Source organism: Hyphomonas sp. (assembly GCF_046313975.1).
Taxonomy (GTDB): domain Bacteria; phylum Pseudomonadota; class Alphaproteobacteria; order Caulobacterales; family Hyphomonadaceae; genus Hyphomonas.
Genome location: NZ_JBKBXB010000008.1, coordinates 32,599 through 49,607, shown reverse-complemented (window position 1 = coordinate 49,607; position 17,009 = coordinate 32,599). Strand labels below are relative to the sequence as shown.

The 17,009-nt window shown below is 63.0% G+C and carries 18 protein-coding genes; 3 read left to right on the top strand and 15 right to left on the bottom strand.

Going from position 1 to position 17,009, the window contains the following annotated elements; genetic code table 11:
* Window positions 1-6 precede the first annotated feature (6 nt).
* Complete coding sequence (locus ACK4TE_RS04720) at window positions 7-279, top strand: hypothetical protein (RefSeq protein ID WP_409910332.1); 273 nt, start codon at window positions 7-9, stop codon at window positions 277-279.
* Between the two features lie 143 nt (window positions 280-422).
* On the opposite strand, the gene pufM is transcribed toward ACK4TE_RS04720, so the two are convergent.
* The 11 genes from pufM to ACK4TE_RS04665 all read right to left on the bottom strand — a co-directional run bounded on the left by pufM (window position 423) and on the right by ACK4TE_RS04665 (window position 10,268).
* Window positions 423-1,346, bottom strand: a complete 924-nt coding sequence (gene pufM, locus ACK4TE_RS04715; protein ID WP_409910331.1) for a photosynthetic reaction center subunit M — start codon at window positions 1,344-1,346, stop codon at window positions 423-425.
* 12 nt (window positions 1,347-1,358) lie between these two features.
* On the bottom strand, window positions 1,359-2,186 hold the full coding sequence (gene pufL / locus ACK4TE_RS04710) for a photosynthetic reaction center subunit L (RefSeq protein ID WP_409910330.1): 828 nt from the start codon (window positions 2,184-2,186) through the stop codon (window positions 1,359-1,361).
* Between the two features lie 116 nt (window positions 2,187-2,302).
* Entirely contained in the window at window positions 2,303-2,482 is a 180-nt protein-coding gene (gene pufA, locus ACK4TE_RS04705) for a light-harvesting antenna LH1, alpha subunit (RefSeq protein ID WP_409910329.1), read from the bottom strand.
* A 14-nt stretch (window positions 2,483-2,496) separates the two neighbouring features.
* Window positions 2,497-2,727, bottom strand: a complete 231-nt coding sequence (gene pufB / locus ACK4TE_RS04700; protein WP_409910328.1) for a light-harvesting antenna LH1, beta subunit — start codon at window positions 2,725-2,727, stop codon at window positions 2,497-2,499.
* Between the two features lie 128 nt (window positions 2,728-2,855).
* The gene (locus tag ACK4TE_RS04695; protein WP_409910327.1) at window positions 2,856-3,029 is read right to left on the bottom strand and encodes a hypothetical protein; all 174 of its coding nucleotides are present in this window, start codon (window positions 3,027-3,029) and stop codon (window positions 2,856-2,858) included.
* 108 nt (window positions 3,030-3,137) lie between these two features.
* Window positions 3,138-4,595: a chlorophyllide a reductase subunit Z gene (bchZ, locus tag ACK4TE_RS04690; protein ID WP_409910326.1), complete on the bottom strand. Its 1,458-nt coding sequence runs from the start codon at window positions 4,593-4,595 to the stop codon at window positions 3,138-3,140.
* Complete coding sequence (gene bchY, locus ACK4TE_RS04685) at window positions 4,589-6,160, bottom strand: chlorophyllide a reductase subunit Y (RefSeq protein ID WP_409910325.1); 1,572 nt, start codon at window positions 6,158-6,160, stop codon at window positions 4,589-4,591. The genes bchZ and bchY overlap by 7 nt, the downstream gene beginning before the upstream one ends.
* A 6-nt stretch (window positions 6,161-6,166) precedes the next feature.
* The gene (locus ACK4TE_RS04680; RefSeq protein ID WP_409910324.1) at window positions 6,167-7,183 is read right to left on the bottom strand and encodes a chlorophyllide a reductase iron protein subunit X; all 1,017 of its coding nucleotides are present in this window, start codon (window positions 7,181-7,183) and stop codon (window positions 6,167-6,169) included.
* A complete protein-coding gene (bchC, locus tag ACK4TE_RS04675) occupies window positions 7,176-8,192 on the bottom strand; it encodes a chlorophyll synthesis pathway protein BchC (RefSeq protein WP_409910323.1) in 1,017 nt (338 codons plus the stop codon). Before bchC ends, ACK4TE_RS04680 begins: the two co-directional genes overlap by 8 nt.
* Before the next feature lie 81 nt (window positions 8,193-8,273).
* Window positions 8,274-9,365 (bottom strand): methyltransferase, encoded by a 1,092-nt coding sequence (locus ACK4TE_RS04670; RefSeq protein ID WP_409910322.1) that lies wholly within the window; start codon window positions 9,363-9,365, stop codon window positions 8,274-8,276.
* 30 nt (window positions 9,366-9,395) lie between these two features.
* Window positions 9,396-10,268 carry a polyprenyl synthetase family protein gene (locus ACK4TE_RS04665; protein WP_409910321.1) on the bottom strand — a complete coding sequence of 291 codons (873 nt, stop codon included), beginning with the start codon at window positions 10,266-10,268 and terminating at the stop codon, window positions 9,396-9,398.
* Between the two features lie 86 nt (window positions 10,269-10,354).
* Between ACK4TE_RS04665 and ACK4TE_RS04660 the strand changes: the two genes are divergently transcribed.
* Window positions 10,355-11,320: a hypothetical protein gene (locus ACK4TE_RS04660; RefSeq protein WP_409910320.1), complete on the top strand. Its 966-nt coding sequence runs from the start codon at window positions 10,355-10,357 to the stop codon at window positions 11,318-11,320.
* A 6-nt stretch (window positions 11,321-11,326) separates the two neighbouring features.
* Here ACK4TE_RS04660 and ACK4TE_RS04655 read toward each other — a convergent pair whose 3' ends face one another.
* Window positions 11,327-11,473, bottom strand: a complete 147-nt coding sequence (locus ACK4TE_RS04655) for a hypothetical protein (RefSeq protein WP_409910319.1) — start codon at window positions 11,471-11,473, stop codon at window positions 11,327-11,329.
* 6 nt (window positions 11,474-11,479) lie between these two features.
* On the bottom strand, window positions 11,480-12,586 hold the full coding sequence (locus ACK4TE_RS04650; RefSeq protein WP_409910318.1) for a phytoene/squalene synthase family protein: 1,107 nt from the start codon (window positions 12,584-12,586) through the stop codon (window positions 11,480-11,482).
* A 73-nt stretch (window positions 12,587-12,659) separates the two neighbouring features.
* On the opposite strand from ACK4TE_RS04650, the gene crtD reads away from it, so the two are divergent.
* Window positions 12,660-14,168 carry a 1-hydroxycarotenoid 3,4-desaturase CrtD gene (gene crtD / locus ACK4TE_RS04645; protein ID WP_409910317.1) on the top strand — a complete coding sequence of 503 codons (1,509 nt, stop codon included), beginning with the start codon at window positions 12,660-12,662 and terminating at the stop codon, window positions 14,166-14,168.
* Here crtD and crtI read toward each other — a convergent pair.
* Entirely contained in the window at window positions 14,147-15,670 is a 1,524-nt protein-coding gene (gene crtI, locus ACK4TE_RS04640) for a phytoene desaturase family protein (RefSeq protein WP_409910316.1), read from the bottom strand. The genes crtD and crtI overlap by 22 nt on opposite strands.
* A gap of 19 nt (window positions 15,671-15,689) precedes the next feature.
* Window positions 15,690-17,000 (bottom strand): DUF3422 family protein, encoded by a 1,311-nt coding sequence (locus ACK4TE_RS04635; protein ID WP_409910315.1) that lies wholly within the window; start codon window positions 16,998-17,000, stop codon window positions 15,690-15,692.
* Window positions 17,001-17,009: the final 9 nt, after the last annotated feature.

Sequence of the window (17,009 nt, the reverse complement as noted above, 5' to 3'; positions counted from 1 at the left end):
CTGCAGATGCGCCTTGAACCCTGGATGTTCGATCTGGTGCTGCTTGGCGTGGCGGCAGAGGGCGTGCTGATCTGGGCCCTGCTGCGCCGGACCCGTCAGAAGGTCTGGACCGGACCTGTGGCCTGGTTCCTGGTTTCCGGCGCCCTGCTGATGGCCGCGGTGCGCGGCGCAATTGCGGGCCTGCCACACGCCGCGATTGGCGGCATCCTGTTTGCCAGCCTGCTGACGCATCTGGCCTGCCTCTACAGCGCGTGGCGTCTGATCCGCGCGAGAGACTGAGCTCTCACCTTCAGACCAAAAAGGACCGGACCCGGATAAAACGGGCCCGGCCATTAAAAGCTGGGAGGCACCAGCTCAGTTATACGAAGCAGCATGCGGCGGAAGGAAGTCCGGCTGCCGCTCCGTTTCGCCCGGCTTCGGCATCAGAAGCGAGCGAACCCGTTATCGGCGCCCCAGAGGAACCAGTTATCGACAACTGTGCCGGTCAGCAGAACACCAATACCGCCGGTGATCGGGCAGAGGATGGCGAACCACCAGGCCCAGCGATGGATCGACTCCATCGAGGCATTGAAGCCCATCGTCCAGCGCCAGAACAGAGCTGCGCGCTCTGATGCTGTGCCGCGGTCCGTGATCTGCTCGATCTCCCGCTCACCGCCATACCGGCTGACGGCAAGGATCGTGGCCCCGTGCATCGCGAACAGGAGCGCAGATCCGTAGAGGAAGGCGATCGAGAGCATATGGAACGGGTTGTAGAAGAAGTTGCCGTAGACGAGCGACAGATTGTTGGTCCAGTCGAGATGCGTGAAGATGCCGAAGGGCACGGCCTCGTTCCAGCTTCCCATCATCACGGGACGGATGAACCCGCAGACGAGATAGAGCCAGATCGCCGCCGCGAACGCCCAGCAGATGTGCGTACCGAGCCCGAGCTGTATGGCGCGCCGGTACGACCTCACCCACCAGAGGATGATTGCGGCCGTCAGGAAGAAACCCGCCATCAGCCACCAGCCGCCTTCATTCAGCGGCATGAACAGCTTGAGGCCGTGTTCCGGCAGGGGTTGGTCCAGCGACAGCCAGGGCAGCTGGCCGATGAACCGGATGGGATCCCAGCCGACGCTGGCCCACATGTTGAGCCCGATGATCTCGATGGCGATGAAGCCGCAGATCAGCGAGGCGACACCGGACCAGCCGAGATAGATGGGCCCGAGCTGGGCGTCACCGATGCGGCCGAAGAGGTGGCTGGTGCCGGTCAGCTTGAGGCGGGGTTCATCCCCCTCCCCGTGCACGACACCATAGTCCGTGTGCCCACGAACCTGAACCTGAGTGAAGATATTCTGATAGTCAGCCATGTTTCCAGCCTCCTAGACGCGCCAGATGGCGAGGTTTTTCCAGCCGTCCCACCAGTCGACCCATGAGCCTTCATACAGCGGGCCGGAGATGACGATGCAGATCGCACTCCAGATGCCGGCAGAAAGGGCGAGGAACAGACCGAGGCGGTGGATGCCGAGTGTGCCGACCGAATAGCCGATGAAGTCGCGGAAGAACGCGTTCTCGTGCTCCGGTGTCTTCACCGTCTTGCCCTTGCCCGGATTGGTGGCCGACAGGACAAGGCCGCCATGCATGGCGAGCGCGAGACACGTCGTAAAGAAGAACGTGATCGCGACCATGTGGGCGGGATTGTAGTGGAAGTTGCCGTAGGTGTAGCCGGTGGTCGACACCCAATCGAGATGGCTCATGATCCCGTACGGGAAGCCATATCCCCAGGCGCCCATCAGGAACGGCCGGATGACGACGAGGGTGACATAGGCGAAGATGGCCACGCTGAACGCGATGGGCACATGCAGGCCCATGCCGAGCTTGCGGGAAATCTCGACCTCCCGCAGCGCCCAGGAACCGAACGCGCCGATGGCGCAGATCGTCACAAGCTGCCAGATGCCGCCATCCGCCATGGGCGCAAGCTGCAGACCATATTCTATCGGGGGCGGATCGATACTGATCAGCCAGGGGTTCCAGGTATCTCCCATCGAGGCGCCGAGAAAGATCAGCGCTGTACCGAGGAAAGCGAAGAACAGCGCCGTCACGCCGAAGAAGCCAACATAAAACGGGCCGACCCAGAAATCGAACAGGTCACCGCCAATGAGCGTGCCTCCGCGGATCCGGTATTTTCTTTCAAAGTTGAGTAGCGCCATTGCAGGGCTCCTTGATTGACGTGCGACCCGGAAAGCCGGGCCGGCGCGCCGCTTTTGTCCTTCATGCGTGTGGCAGGTGGCGGACGGGCTGAGCCCGCCCGCCATCCGCCGATGGATCAGGCACTCTGAACCGCATCAACCGTCAGCTCCGCTGCAGCGGCCGGCGCAGTGCCGAGCCAGTTGAAGCGGGGTGTGCTAAGCAGGATGAAGTGGATCAGCAGTGCGAGCACGAAAAGGAAGACCGAGAGGGCCACCAGAACGCGTCTTGGATCGAAGAGAAGCCAAAGTCTCCACATAGGTCAGTTCTCCTTCAAGCCTTGAGGCTCACGAGCGAGCTCGCGAGTCTCAGTCCGTCCTCAATCATGGCGTATCCGTTGGGTCCTGGAATCCAGGGCCGCCACGACCATACGAGGAAGTGGGCACCAACTGCGATCAGCGTGAAGATGATGAAACTCATCATGAAGAGTTTGTGAAACTCTTGTGCTTCTGACGCTGTCAATCCAGTCAGTGACCCAGTCCTTTCATTTGCATTATCGGCCATTCACTTTTCTCCGTTCCTGGGCCTAGGTCTGCGACCGCAATTGCGCCCGATTGCGGTCCAATTGACGGCCCGGTTACCCGATCCGCCAAAAGCTCGTGTCCATCGTACACGGATGAAGGTTGCTTCCTTCATCCGTGTGCGAAGAACCATGGGACGACGCTCTGGGTCAGGTCTGCCGCTTCAGCGAACACGGACCGCCCGGGCGAGGCCCGGCGTGCGTTCGACCTGAAGCCCGGCACCAGCCGCCCGAGCATCGCAACGATCAGGAAGACGGGATAGATCAGCGCCATATAGGCAATCATCGATTGCCTGTTGCGGTCCCGTGGATGTTGGGATGTTCCTGCTCTTACAAGGGCCATCTCTATTCCTCCTTCTTTCCTCCACCGCCCGGCCTGTCTCCTCTCGGAAGATCAGGCCGCACGGTATCCTTCCAGTTCTGTCCGGCTTCGCCTGACAGTCTCAGCCGTAACCCGACCGGTCCCTTCCCGGCTTGCCAGCGCTTCCGCGTGATCGCGAAGCCGCTTGGCAGCCGAAATCCGTGTCAGGACGGAATGGCGGGCGATGTAGGTTTCAAGTTCCTCGCTGGCGCCCGTGTCCCAGACGACCTGGCTTGCCGCCCGCGTAGGCGTTGCTTCGGCGCGGTCCATCGTCGTGGCCAGCGGCAGGATGTGGAATAGCGCATCGAACAGCGCGTTGCAGTATTCCTGGACGACATAAGTCGCCCCGGAATAGCCCATGAAGGGCGTACCAGTATGCCGGCGGATGAGCGCGCCCGGGAAAGAGGCCGGAACCCAGACGGACTTTGCCCCACACTCCTGCAGGTACATGCGCTCGTTGAAGCTTCCGAAGACGACGAAGGGCGCGTTTTCGTGAATGGCGGCCCGCACAGCGTCGTTATCTGTCTTGCGCCCCGCAGCCCGCGTGAAGGCAAAGCTGCAGGGAATGCCCAGATCGGTCTCGAGGAAGTTGCGCAAACCCCTTGCATGCGTCTCGTTGGCGACGATGCCGAAGGAGGCGGTTGCGAAGAAATCCTGGGTAACCGAGCGCCAGAGATCCCAGAGCGGCTTCAGCGTCGAGTGCTTCTCCGACTCGATGAACGGCTCGGGATCAAGTTCCGTCAGGTCACCGAGGGAACGCAGGAATTTCGTGGTCGAGTGAAGGCCGACCGGCGCCTGGAGGTAGGGCTGCCCGAGCGCCTCGCAGAGGGCGCGTCCATATTCCCGATACATGCAGACATTCACGTCGGCATCAATCAGCTTACGGACATCTTCGATATGACTGCCCAGCGGAAAGACCAGATTGATCTCGGCGCCGATGCCCTCAACGAGGCGGCGGATTTCCGCGAGATCGGAGGCCATGTTGAACATGCCATAGGCCGGACCGATGATGTTCACTCGCGGCTTCGATCCCTCGACCCGTCTGGACGGCTTCGGATTGCGGCCTTTGGTTTGCGCAAATTCCGTCCACAGCCAAAGCAGCGCACGGTCCGCGCTCTGCCACTGGTCCTCATCGATAGTGCGCGGCAGGAAACGCTGGATGTTCGAGCCTTCGGGCGTCACCCCGCCGCCGATCATTTCGGCGATCGAGCCGGTGACCACGACTGCAGGAAGCGCCGGATCGAGCACGGAACGGGCGCGTTTCATCGCTGCCTCAGTGCCGAGTTTTCCAAGTTCCTCTTCGCCAAGTCCCGTGACCACGATGGGCAGTTCGTGCGGCGGCAAAGCATCCGTGTAATGAAGAACGGATGTGACGGGCAGGTTCTCGCAGCCGACCGGGCCATCGATGACAACCTGCAGCCCCTTGAGCGCAGTGAAGACATACACCGCGCCCCAATAGCCCCCTGCCCGGTCATGATCCTGGATCAGCATCCTGTGGTTGCCTCCAGGTTTGCGGCCTGCTTCGCTTTCGCGGCAAGCTTGCGCTTCTGATGTTCGCGGAAGCCGGTACGGATTTCCGGCGTGCCCTCCCAGACCCCGGCTGTATCACCAGAGCCAACCCCTTCGAAGAAACCCTTCATCACATCGAACCGCGCTCTGCCGGCGATGGCCGCATTGACGACATCGGCGAGTGATCCGGCGCCTGCCGGGCCCATGAGGGGACGCGCGGAGATCAGGTTGGTGAAGTAAAGGGCGGGGATCGCCCGCTCCTTTGCCGCCTGCACAACCGGGGTCGTGCCGATGGCGAGGTCTGGTGCGAAATCCAGCATGGCCGCGAGGTCCTGCTCCAGCGAGGCGCGGAACTGAACCTGGATGCCTCTTGATTCGAGCCATTCCCGGTCCGGATCAGACCAGCGCGTGCGTGGTAGCGCCGTGCCGACATAGCGCACATCCGCGCCACTTTCGATCAGTAGACGGGCGACAAGCAGCTCCGAGCCTTCATATCCGGAAAGGGTGATCCGCCCACGGATCGGTTTGGAGGCAATCGCGGCAGAAATGGCCTGACGGAAAATGCTGCGGGCTGCATCGACACGGGCGGGCGGAACATTCGCGGCATCACCGATGGCCTTCAGCCAAGCATCTGTCCCATCAAGCCCCACCGGCGCCGAACCGACGATCGGGCGACCGGCGGCTTCAAACTCGCGGATCGAAGCGGTGTAGAAGGGATGGATGGCCGCAACAACCACGCCGTCAAGCGCCGTGTAGAGCTCGCGCCACTCGCGGGTCGGGACCACGGCGCCTGCGGCGAGACCCAGAGGCTCGAGCATGCGCCCGATGATCACCGGATCTGCCGGGAACATTTCGCCCAGCAGCGTGACCTTCGGCATCTGAGCCGTATCATTTGCGGCGCGCGGAACGGGCCCCGCCTGGGCTTCCTTGCGCGCATAGGCGAGCATGGCGCCGGCCAGCACATCCTTGGCCTCTGCATGGGTTGGAACACCAAAGCCCGGCACATCAATGCCGATGATCCGTACACCATTGATCTCGTCCGGCAGCAGACGCAGTGGTACGCCCGACGCTGTCGGCACGCAGAGATTTGTGATGACGACAGTGTCGTACTTTTCGGGATCGGCGGTTGCCTCGACGGCTTCCTTGATGTCCTCGAACAACTTGCCGGTCACCAGCGTCTCGGAGTTGAACGGCACATAGCCGACCGAGCGCTTGGCACCGTAGAAATGCGAGGTGAAGGTCAGTCCATATACGCAGCAGGCAGAGCCGGAGAGTATGGTGGCCGTACGCCGCATACGCAGACCGACCCGCAGGGATCCGAATGCGGGGCACATGCTCTGGGGCTGGTCATGCGGGCCTTGCGGATAATCCTTCGCATACTGATCGAGGATTTCCGATTTTCCAGCCGCCTCCGCTGCAGCGCGTAGTTCCGCCTTGCCCGCATGGCATCCCGAACCGGCAGCTTCCGCCACAGCAGGTGCCGCAGCCTTCGCCTCCGGCGCCGCGACGCGCTCACGGTGTTCAAGGAGGGTTCGGCGCTGCGACATGCGGGGTCAAATCTCCTCGTACACGACTTCGAGCGTGCGTTTTTCCGCTGCGCTCACGCCGCACATGTCGGCAATAGTCGCCGGCTCCAGCACGATGTCTCCGCCGGTATCCTTCGATGAGAAGAGGCCGAGGAGACCGTCCGAGGTCAGAGGATTGGGGCGGTTCGGTATCGAGCCGTGAATATTGGCGGCAAGTTCCGCAAACAGCGGGCCCCACTCCGATGTACCGGTTCCGACAATCTGGTAGTTGGCCGACTTGCGGCGGATGTCGTCATTTGCGGGAATGGTGGCGAGGACCGGAATGCCTACAGCATCTGCGAACGCCGCCGCCTCACCCGTTCCATCGTCCCGGTTGATGACCATGCCGGCGACGCCGACATTGCCGCCCATCTTGCGGAAATACTCGACCGCCGAGCAGACATTGTTGGCGACATAGAGCGATTGCAGGTCGTTCGATCCGACAACGATGACCTTCTGGCACATGTCGCGCGCAATCGGCAGACCGAAACCGCCGCAGACGACATCGCCGAGGAAGTCGAGCAGTACATAGTCGAAGTCCCACTCGTGGAAGCCGAGCTTCTCGAGCAGTTCGAAACCGTGGATGATGCCGCGTCCGCCGCAGCCGCGCCCGACTTCCGGGCCGCCGAGCTCCATCGCGAAAACGCCGTAACGTTTGAAGCAGACATCCCCGATGGTGACCTCTTCGCCCGCAAGCTTCTTCTTCGAGGATGTCTCGATGATGGTCGGGCAGGCCTTGCCGCCGAACAGCAAGGAGGTCGTATCCGATTTCGGATCACAGCCGATCAGCAGGACCTTCTTGCCCTGCTCCGCCATCATGCAGCTCAGATTGGCGAGCGTGAAACTCTTGCCGATGCCGCCTTTGCCATAGATGGCAACGATCTGCGTTTCTTTCTTCACGGGTCCGGTCGAAACCGGATCGGGGTCAGCCGACGCTTCCGCGCGCAGCGCATCGTCGTAGGTGCTTCCACCCCCCCGCGGGGTCAGGCGCAGGTCATCAGGCATCGGAGGACTCCCAGTCGATGATCATTTTGAGGCAAGCCGGATCGGTGAAGGCGCGCGTATAGGCGCTGGCGGCTGCCGAAGCGGGCGAAACATGTGTGATCAACCCCGCAAGCGAGAGGCTGCCTGTAGCGACAAGGCCGATGACGGCATCGAGATCTTCCGGACGCCATTCCGCAGCGACGCGCAAGCGCATTTCCTTCCGGAAAGCCAGCGGGAATGAGAAATCCGGCCGGTCAGAATAGAAGCCCGCAAGGCAGATTTCAGCGCCGTGCCGGCAGTGCGGCAACACCCTGTCGATGATCCCGGCATCGCCGCTCATATCGCAGATGGACGCATAATCCCGGCGCGGATCATCTTCCGGCGCGATCACCGGATAGCTTGCGCCTTCCCGGCGAGCGGCATTGGTTTCCCAGACGACCGGGTCGCCGCCGAGAGCTATCGCGAGCCGGGCAGTCAGGCGGCCGAGCACTCCGTGTCCTATGATCAGATCCGGCAAGTCGCCGCCCGCCAGCGCATGATGTGCGGTGGCAGCGAGCGCAAGCAGCACGCCTTCGCGCGGCTCCTGAAACTCAATCGTGTGCGCCCTGGCGGCCGGCACGACCAGCCGCGAGGCGGCCCCGCCGAACAATCCATACGCGCCTTCGAAACACCGCGCGCCCGGCACAAACACGATCTCGCCGATACGGTCCGGCGCCGCATCCGATGCAACGACCTGGCCGACGGCTTCGTATCCCGGCACTAGCGGATATCCCATGCCCGGAAATGCCGGCATGTCGCCAGACCACATCAGGCGCTCGGTTCCGGTACTGATGCCCGACCACAGCACATCAACCACGAGTTCATCCGCCTGCGGAGCAATCAGGCCAAGCCACCGGAGCGTGGCAGATCGTGTTCCATCGAAGACAATTGCAGCGGCGCGCAGTTCCAGCCGGCCAGACGCCGAGGGCCGGAGCGCCCCGACGGGCATGCTGGGCTTATGCCCCTGCGACTCGATGACGCCCGTTTTCATAGTTGTCACTTTAGTTTGACAGTTGATAGTGTCAATCTTGATTTACGATCTCTGCCCGAATTCAGGGCAGATTCATGATCGTCACTGCGCAACCAGCACGCTGACCAGCATCGGCTGGGCGGTCGGGCGCTGCCGGATCCGCCTGAAGCCTGCCTCCTGCAACAATTCGGCAAGCTCATCTGGGCGACGGGCCGTACCGCGACCCATCGCCCACAGGTAGAAACCGAAATAAGCATCCGCGACCGTCTCAGCGCCGCGGACACCGGCCATTGGCTCGCCGATCAGGAGCGTTCCGCCGGGCGCCAGCGCGCGCCGGATGGACGATAGAAGCAGGCGTACCGGGCGATCATCATGGTCGTGCAAAACCCGGATGAGCGTGATCAGGTCGGCGCCATCGGGGAGAGGCTCGCGCAGCATGTCCCGCGGCTCAATTCTAACACGGGTGGCAGCAGGCCGCCCGGCGATCCGGGTCTGCGCGATCGCTGCAACAGCGGGCAAATCGACGAGGACCAGTTCAGGCTGCGCATGCCGCGCTGCGACCGCGGACAGAAACGCCCCTGCCCCGCCGCCGACATCCATGATCGTCCGGTGCCGGCCAAAATCATACGCATCGAGCACATTGCGCGCGATCAGGGCCTGCGTCTCCGCCATCAGCGAGGAATAGGCCGAGGCGTCATACGCATGGGCTGAGGCGCCATAATCCCAGAAGCGGGCGAGCTCCGTGTCGCGGTCACGCGCCCGCAACAATCCGACCGGATCTGCCATGTCGCGATAGAAAGCCGCGTGATGGCGGATCATGGCGAACACGGATGAATTTCCAAGCAGGGCCGCGCCGGCTTCACCGATGGCATACCGGCCATCAGATCGACGCCGGACGAGGCTCAGGGATGCGGCGGCGCGGAGCAGGCGCTGCGCTGCTTCCAGCGGGAGATCCGCCTTTGCAGCAAAATCGGCCTCGCGCACGGGCGCTGTCCGCACGGTTTCGAGAAGGGCTGTTTCAACACACGCCGCCAGCACCTGCGAATACACAAAGCCGGCCACCAGATCGAAACTGGCCTTGGCCTTCTTCTCGGCAATGCGGCGTGTGAAGGGATTGCGCGCGGCCCATAGCTGGAATTTCGGATCCGCGATCAGCGCGTTGCGCCAGGCGGCCCATTTGTCAGAGAGGTTCATATCCCCAACCTCTCTGCCTGCGGGTGACGGTTACGCGACCTTGCTGAGCAGGCTTTTCGGCATCAGCCGAACCGCCTGAGCCTGCACGATCTGGCGCAGCATCGGCGCCCCGGCACATTCCGGCACCGCATCAGAGGCGTCGGCGACAAGGGATTTCAGACGCGCCATGGCACCCGCAACGCCGAAACTTTGCACCGCATTCGGACGCAGCAGTGACGCATCCTGACCTGCCGGTTTGCCGAGTTCTTCTTCCGACAGCAGCACATCGCGCAGATCATCTGCCACCTGATAGGCTTCGCCCAGGCGCTCGCCGAGGGCCCGCCATGGCGCAGGATCGAGACCCGCAGAGGCCGCGCCCGCCATCGAAGCCGCAATGAACAAGGCGCCTGTCTTTGCCTGATGATATGCGCTGAGATCGATTGTCTCTTCGCTTTCCCAGGCCTGTCCTGCCACAATGCCGCGCGGCGCGCCGACGGCTTCGATCAGGATTGTCATCAAGGGTGACAGGACTTCGGGGGATGTGGCGCATTCATTCAGCAGCGTTTCGAACGCCATGACGATCAGCGCGTCCCCGGCCAGAACAGCGAGGGGCTCACCATAGGCCGAATGCACGGAAGGCTGGCCCCGCCGGATGGCCGCACCATCAAAGGCCGGCAGGTCATCATGGACGAGCGATGCGCAATGCATCAGCTCCAGCGCGGCACCGGCGCCGGCGGCCGCGTCCAGTCCACGGCCATCGCCGCAGGCTGCCGCAACTGCGAAGCACAATTTCGGCCGAACCCGCGCCCCGCCCGGAAACACGGCGTGCCGGATGGCCTTTCCAAGTAAAGGAGGCGCAGACGGGCTCTCGCATCGCTGCACGGAGCGTTCGAGAACGCACTCGATCTTGTCATCAGCGTCCATGGGGCCTCCTATAGCGTCATCGTATATTGTCATTCTTGACTGTCAATTTGAATTGACGTTGTTTGTTCCGGAGAGAGGGAGCGCGGATGGCGAATTCGATTCAGGCGCCACCACCCCCTGCCCGGCTGCTGGATCCGGCAACCCCGCCAGGCGGTTACACATGGTGGTATGCTGACGGCCTAAGCCGAGACGGAGAGTATGGATTCACGCTGATTGCCTTCGTCGGCAGCGTGTTCTCTCCTTATTATGCCTGGTCGGGACGCAAGGACCCCTTCAATCACTGTGCCGTGAATCTTGCCCTGTACGGGCGAAGGCATGCGCGATGGACGATGACCGAGCGCGGGCGGGGCGATCTGCAGGCGGAAGATTCGTCGATCTCGATCGGACCCAGCAGCCTGCACTGGGACGGGTCAGAGCTGATTGCAGACATTGCCGAATATACAGCGCCGCTGCCCCTTCCGGTCCGCGGGCGTATCCGGCTGCGACCGCGCGCCGTGAATGAAACCGCCTTCGGTCTCGACAGTGCCGGCGCCCACACCTGGCGGCCGGTTGCGCCATCTGCTGATATCGAACTGGAGTTCACCGAACCGCATATTCGTTGGCGCGGAGATGCCTATTTCGACACCAATCGCGGCACCACACCGCTGGACGAGGCCTTCCGGTACTGGGACTGGTCGCGTCTTCAGTCCGACGAAGGGCGCACCGCCATTCTCTACAATACCGAGGAGCGCAGCGGATCAAAACGCAATCTCGCCCTACTGTTTCGCCCCGACGGAACGTATGAGACATTTGATCCGCCTGCCGAGTCGGTGCTTCGCCCGACACCGATCTTCCGCATACCGCGCCGGACACGCGCTGCGGCGGACTCGCACACACGGCTCGGACGCACGCTGGAAGATACCCCGTTCTACAGTCGCTCGATTATCGAGAGCGACCTGCTCGGCGCAAGGTCTGTCGGCATTCACGAGAGCTTTGATGGCGACCGCCTGAAGCAGACACTCGTCCGGCTGATGCTGCCCTTCCGGATGCCGCGGCGCCCGATCCGGCTCTGATCGGGGTCAGACCTGTGGCTCGCCTTTTTTCTGCGCGGCCTCTTCAGCCTCGCGTTTGCGGATCGCGCGCTGGGTGCTCCACAATTCCCAGGCACCAATCGCCAGCGCTGCCCCGCTGAACAGAAAAACTTCCAGAATGAACAGGTTGTGCATGGCCCCTCACCCGGCCTCGGCCTGGAGGTCGCGCTGCTCAAGACGCAGGAACAGGTCGATGGCCCAGGGCGCCGTGCCGGCACGAGGGATGTCCGCAGCCTGCGGTCTCGGCAGCGGGGCGGCGGCGACCGCCTCGATCAGAAAGGCGCATTCCGGTGCCGGGGGCAGGTCTGCATCTGCCTCTTCCGTCCGTACCGGGATGAAGGAGCTCGCAGCCAGCGCAATCTTCCGGCGCTTTGAGACCACAGCGCGCCGCGCAATCGTATCGTGTCCGCCGCGGGCGATCTCCGCGCCGATTTCCGCATAGATCGACGCCGCCGCGCGGATCGCCGGCCGGCAAGCTTCAGGCAGAAGGGCAATGCCGCTGACACCGCTGCGATACAGCGGCCGCGCCGCATCCAGCATCCGGGCGGTCAAGGCGCGAACCGGGCTGTCGGCTTCGGCTAACCCTGCAAGGTCGGCGGACGAAAGCCCCGCTTCGCGCAGCCATTCGAGGGGAAGGTAACACCGCCCCGCCCTCGCATCCTCACCGATATCACGCGCGATGTTGGTGAGTTGCATTGCCATGCCGAGATCGCAGGCCCGTGCCAGCGCCTCGCGGCTGCGAACGCCCATCACAAGCGATATCATGACTCCCACAGTTGCGGCAACTCTCGCCGCGTAAGTCTTCACATCGCTGAGCGTCTCGAAGTTGCGCCCGGCTGCGTCCCACTCAAAGCCTTCCAGCAAAGCTTCGGGCAGCGCGGACGGGATGCTGTAGGCACTGATCACCCAGGCAAAGGCGCGGTCGACGCTCGAGGGATCAGGCTGCCCGGCATAAGCTTGGCGTAGCCGGCAGCGTACGCTCAGGAGCGCTCCGGCAGGATCAGCGCCAAGATCCACCGCATCATCGGACACCCGGCAGAACGCGTATAACGCATAGGCGGCCGCCCGCACGTCGCGGGGCAGGAGCAGGGACGCGGCATGGAAACTCTTGGAACCGTCCCGGATGATTCGTCCGCAGGCGGCGAAATCGCCTGCAAGCTCTGCGGCCTGATCCGGCGAAAGGGCGAGACGGGACTGCATACGGATCGCGTATTCCTCATTGCGCGCACCGGCAAGACCTATGGCCAAGCCAGCTTCACAACGCCATGCTACGCTTTACATCGCAGAGTGTCATCCCTAGCGGACAAAATGTGAGCGAAACTTGAGCCGGACCCCTCATATCCTGATCATCGGTGCCGGATCCGGCGGCCTCGCCGCGGCCTGCGACCTGGCCGGGGCAGGACTTCAGGTGACCGTGCTTGAGCGCGCGGCGCAAGAGGGCGGCAAGATGCGCCAGGTCGATGCCGGCGGGGCGATGGTCGATGCGGGACCCACGGTCTTTACCATGCGATGGGTGTTCGACAGCTTGTTTGCGGCCCGCGGCGCGGACTTCGGCCGCGAGGTGGCGCTGACCCCAGCGACGGTGCTCGCACGCCACGCCTGGACAAGTGGAGGCGCGCTTGATCTCAATGCGGACCCTGACGTAAGCGCCGAAGCGATCCGCAACTTTGCCGGACCCGGCGAAGCAGACGCTTTCCGCAAGTTCATGGCGGAGTGCTGCGACATCCATAACACGCTCCGCCCGGCGTTCATGGCGGCGCAGAAACCTTCTCCGCCTGAGCTGATGCTCCGTGTGGGGAACATGCAGGCGATGTTGCGAACCCGCCCGTTCGACACGTTCGGGAAAAGGCTTGAAACCCACTTCAAGGACCCGAGGCTCAGACAGCTGTTCGGGCGATATGCAACCTATGTCGGATCCTCGCCCTTCCTCGCACCGGCAACCCTTATGCTGATCGCGCATGTCGAGCAGGACGGTGTGTGGATACCGGCAGACGGCATGAAGTCTGTGGCCATGGCCATGCGCCGGCTGGCGGAAACGTCCGGGGCTGGCTTCAGAATGAATGCGCATGTGCAGGAAATCCGCATCCGGAACGGGCGCGCCGCAGGCGTTCTCCTGTCATCGGGAGAAGAAATTGCTGCAGATGCGGTTGTCTTCAACGGAGATGCCGGCGCCCTCGCCGATGGCGTGCTCGGCGAGGGCGCACACCGCGCGGTGAAACCGGTTGACCTCCGCGACAGATCCCTCTCGGCAATCACCTGGTGCGTTCGGGCACGCACCAGCGGACTCCCCTTGTCCTATCACAATGTCTTCTTTGCAGAGGACTATCCCCGCGAGTTCAATTCAATTTTCCGGGAGCGGACGATCCCCGCAACCCCGACGGTTTATGTGTGCGCGCAGGACCGGCAGAACAATGTGCTGCCGGATGGACCAGAACGGCTCCTGATCCTGATTAATGCGCCGCCCGACGGGGATCTGCCCCAGCCTGCCCATCCCCTTACGGAATCGGCCGCTGCTCTGGCGCTGGAGGTCCTACGCAAATGCGGCGTCGGGATTGAGGGCGGACTGCCAGGCGCTGCTGCCACTACGCCTGCGGGCTTCCATGCGCTGTTTCCTGGCACCGGCGGCGCGCTATACGGCCGCGCGAATCATTCCGCTTTCGCAAGCTTCAGCCGGCCCGGCGCAGCGTCGCGCATTCCGGGACTGTATCTCGCCGGCGGGTCAGCACATCCCGGCGCCGGTGTGCCCATGGCCGCCCTTTCAGGCCGCCTCGCCGCCGCCCGGCTGCTGGCCGATTTCGGAATCGCGGATCAGACGCTTCGCATCAGCTGAAACTGCGCCGCATCCGGCACCAGCTTGTCGACGGCCTTGGCTGAACACAGCACACTCGGCACCCCTGCTCCAGGATGCGTGCCGGCGCCGACGCGGTAGAGGCCGTCGACATCCGCGTGGCGATTGTGCGGCCGGAACCACGCGCTTTGAAACAGCAGGGGCTCAGGCCCGAAAGCCGCACCATCAGTGGACCTGAGACGGTCGCGGAAATCCAGCGGCGTCATCAACCGTTCACTGACAATATGCTGGCGCAGCCCGGGCAGCATGACGGCCTCAAGCCGTTCTGCGACTTTCTCCCGGTAGAGCGGCGCCATCTGCTCCCAATCTGTTCCGCTGGCAAGATTCGGCACCGGCGCGAGCACATAGAAGGCATCGCATCCCGGCGGCGCGAGTGAGGGATCGCTCGCGGTCGGACGGTGAAGATAGAGGCTGAAATCTTCCGCCAGAATCTTGCGCGTGAAGATATCACCCAGAAGATCCTTGTAACGCGGGCCCAGGAGTATCGTGTGATGCCCCGCCCCGGGATACATCCGGTCCGTACCGAAATACCAGACAAACAGGCTCATCGACTGGCGCAGCGCGCCCGCGCCCCTCCCCCGTACGGGCGCATTCCGCAGCAGGACTGAATCGGTGTGGCCGACTTCCGCATTCGAGACGACAATGTCCGCGTCAATCGTCTCACCCGTTGCAAGGCGGACGCCGTTGACCCGCCCCTGCCGGGTGAGGATTTCATCCACCGCACAATTGTATCGAAGCCTGTTTCCCTGGCCTTCGATCAGGTTCACGAGCCCGCGCACCAGCGCGCCTGTCCCGCCCACCGCATAGTGCACGCCCCAGATCCTCTCGAGATGCGAGATCAGGCAATAGTAGGCAGACGTGGTGTAGGGATTTCCGCCAACGAAAAGCGGGTGGAACGAAAAGGCAATCCGGAGCTTTTCATTGCGGAAGAAATCCGAGACCCGTCCGTAGACGGATCTGTATCCGCCGTGACGCACCATATCGGGCATCGCCGCCAAAAGTGCGGACAGTTCGTGAAAGGGTTCCGCCGCCAGCTTCTCATAGGCCGCCCCGAATATGCCGGCGCTGGCTTTCTGAAATCGCTCGAACCCGGCAAGGTCACCGGAATCGATCCGCGCAATCTCCGCACGCGTCGCGTCTTCGCTGGCGCAGGCCGAGAATTCCGACCCGTCATCAAAGCGTATCTTGTAGAAGGGATCGAGAGGATGCAGATCAATCGCGCTCCGGAAATCCTCTCCGCACAGAGACCACAATTCCTCGAAAAGATGTGGCGCGGTCAGGATGGTCGGGCCTGCATCGAAAGTGAACCCGTCCTGCCGGAAGGTATAAGCCCGTCCGCCGGGGCCATCGAGCGCTTCCAGCACAGTGACACGGTAGCCTTTCGCGCCGAGCCGCACGGCCGCCGCAAGTCCGCCAAATCCTGACCCGATGACGACCGCATGCGGACGGTCGTCATCGGGCGGGTAACCGCTCATCCCGTCCATGCTGCGCCGCCTTCCCTCTTCATGTGCTGCCGGAGACGCTTTTCTCGCGCTGCTCCAGCTGCCGGCGTGTGTGCCACACTCCGGCAATGGCCAGCGCCAGGGAAATCGGCGCCGCAATACCCATCGCAAATTTCGGATCGATCTGTACGCCGATGGCCTGCAACCCGCCGGCGAAGTAGCCGACGACGCCGACGACATAATATGTGATCGCCGCCACCGAAAGGCCTTCAACGGTCTGCTGCAGGCGCAGCTGCAATTCTGCGCGCTTGTTCATGCTCTCCAGAATTTGCCGGTTCTGGGTCTGCAGCGCCTTGTCGACCTTGGCAGAGAGGAGCTGCGCCGCGCGGTCGACCCGCTCGGACAATTCCGCCTGCCGCCGGGCGGTCGACTGGCAGGTGTCCATCGCAGGCGCCAGCCGGCGCTCGGTGAACTCATTGAAAGTCTGCATATCCGCCAGCCGGTCTTCCCGAAGCTCCCGGATGCGCCTCTGAACCAGCGCGTAGTAAGCGGCGGCGGCGCTGAAGCGGAACTGCGTTTCCGTATGGCTCTTCTCGATGGCGGCCTGAAGCCCTGTCAGCCGGCCCAGAAGGCGCGCTTCATCATCAGCGCCCGAAGCAGTCATCTCGGTTGTGACCAGTGACAGGTCTGTCTCCCAGGCTGAAAGTTTCGGCGTCAGCGCCTGCGCGACCGGCAAGGCCATCAATGCCATGATGCGATAGGTCTCGATTTCAAGCAGACGCTGGACAATCCGTCCTGCATGCCACGGCGTCATCGACCTGTTGATGACAAGGAAGCGGGAAAACCCATCCGCATGCAGACGGAAATCTGTTGCCGAGATTGCCGCGCCGCCGGCGATGGAGGCACCGATCAGCGCGTTACCGCTGAAATGCTGCGCTGAAAGGCCTGCATGCGTCGGCATCTCCTCGCCGGCTGGCAGCAGCACAGCATGCGTTGCGACAATCAGCTCCCCCGGCAGTTTCGCAATCCAGTCCGCCGGCGCCGCCTCGATGGCACTGGGCGAGAACGCCGCCACGCCTGCCTTGACCGGAACGATGAAGGTATAACGCGTAAACTCTGTATGCCGCTCCCAGATCAGCCGGAAGTCCCTTAAGTCGACGCTGTAATGCTTGACACCTGGCCCCGGCGGCGTTGCGCCATAGCGGCGGGTCAGCTCCGCGACAACTTCCTGGTCGGCATCCGAGTAGGGCCAGTTCGTGGTCAGTGCGATGCAGGACAGTTTCACGGGTCCTTCAAGCGGCTCCGGAGGCCGGGCATGCACCTCATTGCTGAGGCCGTACCTCTGCTCATGATTGGGCGGGAGCGTCAGCATCGGGCGGGC